Raw genomic sequence first — 4,378 nt, 5'->3', positions numbered from 1 at the left:
TGGCCGATGGCGAATTTGGCGAGTTGCGCGTTCATGGCCACGAATCTAGCGCCCTTCTCCTGACCGGAAGGTGAACGTACCGCTCACCAAGCCGTGTTGAAACCCCGCGCCTTCCGGCGCGCGAAACCGCTTGCTACAGTCGCGCCCGAAGTGAGGCGCGCGTACGGGCGACGCCTGCGAAGGACGGATGCGGTCCATGAACGAGGCGCCGAGCGCGCCCGGCGCACAGTGGCGTGGCCGGGACAGGTCTGCGGGTGACCCGCCCTGTTACGCCGCCCTGGACCTGGGCACCAACAACTGCCGACTGCTGATCGCCACCCCGGCGGGCCAGAGCTTCCGGGTGGTGGAGGCCTATTCCCGCATCGTCCGGCTCGGCGAGGGGCTGGACCAGAGCGGCCGGCTGTCCGACGCCGCCATGGAGCGCGCGCTGGCTGCGCTCAAGGTCAGCGCCGAGAAGGTGCGCCGTCGCCGGGTCGTGCGCCTGCGCGCCATCGCCACTCAGGCCTGCCGCATGGCCGAGAACGGCCCGGCCTTCATCGACCGGGTCTTCGAGGAGACCGGCATGCGGCTGCAGATCATCAGTCCGCAGGAGGAGGCCCGTCTCTCGGTGCAGGGCTGCCTGAACCTCCTCGACCGCACCGCCGACGCGGCCCTGGTGGTTGACGTGGGCGGCGGCTCCACGGAGCTGTCCTGGGTCGAGCTGAGGGACGCCCCGCCGACCGGTGTCCCGCCGATCCGCGCCTGGCTCTCCGTGCCGATCGGGGTGGTGACCCTCGCCGAACGCTACCCAGAGGACGAGGCCGACACCGAGGTCTGGTTCCGGCGGATGGTCGAGGCGGTGAAGGGCGAGATCGCCGCCTTCCGCCGGGCCGATCCCATGCGCGAGGTGTTCGACGCCGACCGCGCCCACCTGGTCGGCACCTCGGGGGCGATCACCAGCCTGGCCGGCCTGCACCTGAACCTGATGCGCTACGACCGCAGCCGGGTGGACGGCATCTGGATGAGCCGCGACGAGTGCGACGCCGCCGCCGGACGCCTGCTCTCGCTGAACGCCCGCCAGAGGGCGGACCAGCCGTGCATCGGGCCGGATCGCGCCGACCTGGTGCTGGCGGGGGCCGCCATCCTGCAGGCGGTGCAGGAGCTCTGGCCCTGCTCGCGTGTGCGGGTCGCCGACCGCGGGCTGCGCGAAGGCATCCTGCTCTCCCTGATGGCCGAGCGCGGCGGACGCCGCCGTCGCAAGCGCCGCCCGCGCCGCGCCGAGGCCGCCGCATGACCGAGCCTCCCCGCAAGCGCATGGTGAAGCCGCCCACCGGCGGCAGCGACGAGGGCCGCGCCAAGCCGGCGCGCCTGAAGACCGCCTGGAAGCGCACGCCCTCCCAGCAGGCCTGGCTGGAGCGGCAGATCAACGACCCCTTCGCCGCCAAGGCCCGCGCGCTCGGCTACCGCAGCCGCGCGGCGTTCAAGCTGGAGGAGATCGACGACCGCTTCAAGCTGCTGAAGCCGGGCGCCCGCGTGGTCGACCTGGGGCTGGCCCCCGGCGGCTGGACCCAGCTCGCCCTGCAGCGCGGCGTCACCCAGGTGGCCGGCGTCGACCTCCTGCCGGTGGACCCCTTGCCCCCCGCCCACATCCTGCAGATGGACTTCACCGATCCCGCCTGCGGGCCGAAGCTGATCGAGCTGCTGGGCGGCCCGCCCGACGTGGTGCTCTCCGACATGGCCCCCAACACGGTCGGCCACCGCCAGACCGACCACCTGCGCATCGTCGGCCTGATCGAGGCCGCCGCCGAGTTCGCGATCGCGGTCCTGAAGCCGGGCGGCGCCTTCGTCGCCAAGGCCTTCCAGGGCGGCGAGACGGCTCAGCTGATCGGCGAGCTGAAGCGCCACTTCACCGAGGTCCGCAACGTCAAGCCGAAGGCGAGCCGCGCGGACAGCTCGGAGGTCTACCTCGTGGCGACGGGCTTCAAGGGCGGCCGCTGAACCGCCCGCGGCGCCGGCGCCTCGGCGACCAGGGCGCGGTAGGCGCGCCAGCTCGCCAGCCCCAGCCACGGGAAGATCAGGATCATCCCGACGAAGCCGGTCCCCACCGCGACCGCCAGCAGGAGGACGATCAGCACGGCCCACAGCAGCATCGGGCCGGGATTGCGGCTCACCGCCCGGAAGCTGCTCGCGGTCGCGGCGAACATGTTGGCGGCGGGATCGAGCAGCATGGGCGCGGAGACCACCACCAGGGTGAAGGTGAAAAAGGCCAGCGCCCCGCCCACCACGCTGCCGGCCATCAGCATGTTGTGGCCCTCGGGCGTCCGCAGGGCGAAGTCCACGAATTCCGGGGCCGTGTGGTAGAGCCGGTAGGTGGACAGGCCGTAGACGACCTGCGCGATGCGTCCCCAGAAGAAGTAGATCAGCAGGAGGGCGAGCCCCAGGTAGGCCACGTCCTGGCGCAGGGCGGTGCGCACCAGGAGGATCTGTCCCAGCTTCGGCCGCTCGCCCATCTCCAGCCGCCGGCCGGCCTCGTAGGGGCCCATCGCCAGGACCGGGGCCACGAAGACGAAGCCGAAGGTCAGGGTCAGCACCCAGAAGGCCGCATTGGTCACATAGATGCCGTAGGCCAGCGCCGCGCTGCCCGCCGCCACCAGCAGGCCGTAGGTCAGCAGCGGTAGCGGCGCGCGCCACAGGTCCAGCCAGGCCCCGCCCAGCCAGCGGAAGGGGTCCAGGCCCCGGATGTCGTTGATCGCCGGCAGGCCGCCCTGCGTCGCCATGAATGTCCTCCCTTGCCCCCGGCGCCGGTGGCGCGGAGGTCCCTTGTGCGCGGAAGCGTCACTGTGGAGGTTCGGGCGGGCCTTGATCTGGATCAAGTCCCCGGCGGCTGCGGTGTCTTGCCGCCTTCCGAGGCCAGCCAGGTCCTGAAGCGCTCCAGGGCCCGGCTTCCCGGGCCCGGCGCCGCCAGGATGGCGAAGGCGCTCTCGGAGCGCCGGAAGCCCAGCGGGGCGACCAGCCGCCCGGCCTGGACCTCCGCGGCGCAGAGCGGCCAGGACACGATCGCGGCCCCGAGCCCCGCCAGCGCCGCGTCCATGGCGAAGTGGACGTGGGCGAACGGCCGCTCCACCGCCGGGGGCAGCTCCACGCCGGCCAGCTCCGCCCACACCGGCCAGCCCTCGGGATGGGTGGCGGCCCCCAGCCTGGGCGCCCGCAGGGGATCGTCGCCGTAGCGCGCCGCCAGTTCCGGAGACATGACGAGGCCCAGCGCATTGCGGATGAAGGGCGTGCAGCCCGGATCGGAAAGCCGGCTGGTGGGCACGATCCGCACCACCGCCTGCGCCCCGCGCTGGGCGGTGGCGTGCGCGGCCAGTTCGGAGAGGTGCAGCCGCACCTCCGGGTGCGCCGCCTGGAAGCCCCCCAGCCGCGGGATCAGCCACTTCACCGAGAGGCTGGCGTTCACCGCCACGTGCAGGTCCTCGCCGCCGCCGCGCACCCGCCGCACGGCGCCGGCGATCTGATCGAAGGCCTCGGTGAGAGCAGGGGCCAGCTCCCGCCCGGCCGCGGTCAGCTCGAGCCGGTTCTTCGGCCCGGCGAACAGGCGGACCCCGAGGTGGGCCTCCAGCGCCTTCACCTGCCGGCTGACCGCCGAATGGGTGACGTGAAGCTCCTCGGCGGCGAGCGTCACCCTGCCGGTCCGGGCCACTGCCTCGAACGCCCGCAGCGCGTTCAGAGAGGGCAGGGCTCCCGATGTGAGTTTATCGAACATACCAGATCAGATAAGTCGATTTTCTCCGAGCGGCAATCCGGGCACAGGCTGGCCATGGAAGCCGCCGTGGTCCCGGATCGCCCCAAGAGCCTCGTGGTTGCGGGCTTCGGCGCGGGCCAGATCGCGGCCTTCGCCTCCAGCTTCTACCTGATGGGCGTGCTGGGCGACGCGGTCGCCGCGGACCTCGGCCTCAGCTCCACCTTCGTCTTCGCGACCGTTTCCCTGTCGCTGGCGGTTCCGGCCCTGCTGGCCCCGGCGGTGGCGCGGCGGATCGACGGCGGGGGCGGCGCGCGAACGCTCCTCGCGTCGCACCTGGTGTTCGCCCTCGGCCTCGCCCTGCTCGGCTACGCGCAGAACGCCTGGGGCCTCGCGGCGTCCATGCTGGTGATGGGGCTGGGCATGGCCTACGGCCTCTCGCCGACGCCCTTCGCCATCCTCGTCCAGCTCTACGGCGACGCCGCCCGGGGGCCGATCACCGGCGTCGCCCTGATCGGCGGCCTCGGCTCCACACTCGGCTGGCCCCTGACCGGCTGGCTCTCGGGCGAGGTCGGCTGGCGGGGCGCCTGCTTCGCCTGGGCGCTCGTCCACCTGGCGATGTTCCCGCTGATAAGCTGGATCTGCCCGCCCACCCCGGGT

5 protein-coding genes are annotated in these 4,378 nt (G+C 72.8%); 3 read left to right on the top strand and 2 right to left on the bottom strand.

Annotation, left to right across the window (positions count from 1 at the left end; translation table 11 throughout):
• Window positions 1-196 precede the first annotated feature (196 nt).
• Entirely contained in the window at window positions 197-1,273 is a 1,077-nt protein-coding gene (locus V7Z97_RS19505) for a Ppx/GppA phosphatase family protein (RefSeq protein WP_334165155.1), read from the top strand.
• On the top strand, window positions 1,270-1,977 hold the full coding sequence (locus V7Z97_RS19500; RefSeq protein ID WP_334165154.1) for an RlmE family RNA methyltransferase: 708 nt from the start codon (window positions 1,270-1,272) through the stop codon (window positions 1,975-1,977). The genes V7Z97_RS19505 and V7Z97_RS19500 overlap by 4 nt, the downstream gene beginning before the upstream one ends.
• Here the strand turns inward: V7Z97_RS19500 and V7Z97_RS19495 are convergent.
• Both V7Z97_RS19495 and V7Z97_RS19490 read right to left on the bottom strand, forming a co-directional pair.
• A complete protein-coding gene (locus V7Z97_RS19495) occupies window positions 1,941-2,756 on the bottom strand; it encodes a DUF2189 domain-containing protein (RefSeq protein ID WP_334165153.1) in 816 nt (271 codons plus the stop codon). The two genes, V7Z97_RS19500 and V7Z97_RS19495, sit on opposite strands and share 37 nt — an antisense overlap.
• Window positions 2,757-2,848: 92 nt before the next feature.
• Window positions 2,849-3,742 (bottom strand): LysR family transcriptional regulator, encoded by an 894-nt coding sequence (locus V7Z97_RS19490; RefSeq protein WP_334165152.1) that lies wholly within the window; start codon window positions 3,740-3,742, stop codon window positions 2,849-2,851.
• A 66-nt stretch (window positions 3,743-3,808) separates the two neighbouring features.
• Between V7Z97_RS19490 and V7Z97_RS19485 the strand changes: the two genes are divergently transcribed.
• Window positions 3,809-4,378, top strand: a 570-nt coding sequence (locus tag V7Z97_RS19485) for an MFS transporter (protein WP_334165149.1), incomplete at its 3' end; no start/stop codon positions are given.

It is taken from the genome of Phenylobacterium sp. (genome assembly GCF_036821595.1).
Classification (GTDB): Bacteria; Pseudomonadota; Alphaproteobacteria; order Caulobacterales; family Caulobacteraceae; genus Phenylobacterium.
The sequence above is the reverse complement of the archived record's forward strand: the minus strand, read 5'-3'. Positions and strand labels throughout refer to the sequence as shown.

Excerpts from the sequence above, each read along its gene's own strand:
- V7Z97_RS19505 (WP_334165155.1), top strand. The coding sequence starts at position 197 with ATGAACGAGGCGCCGAGCGCGCCCGGCGCACAGTGGCGTGGCCGGGAC.
- V7Z97_RS19500 (WP_334165154.1), top strand. The coding sequence starts at position 1,270 with ATGACCGAGCCTCCCCGCAAGCGCATGGTGAAGCCGCCCACCGGCGGC.
- V7Z97_RS19495 (WP_334165153.1), bottom strand. The coding sequence starts at position 2,756 with ATGGCGACGCAGGGCGGCCTGCCGGCGATCAACGACATCCGGGGCCTG.
- V7Z97_RS19490 (WP_334165152.1), bottom strand. The coding sequence starts at position 3,742 with ATGTTCGATAAACTCACATCGGGAGCCCTGCCCTCTCTGAACGCGCTG.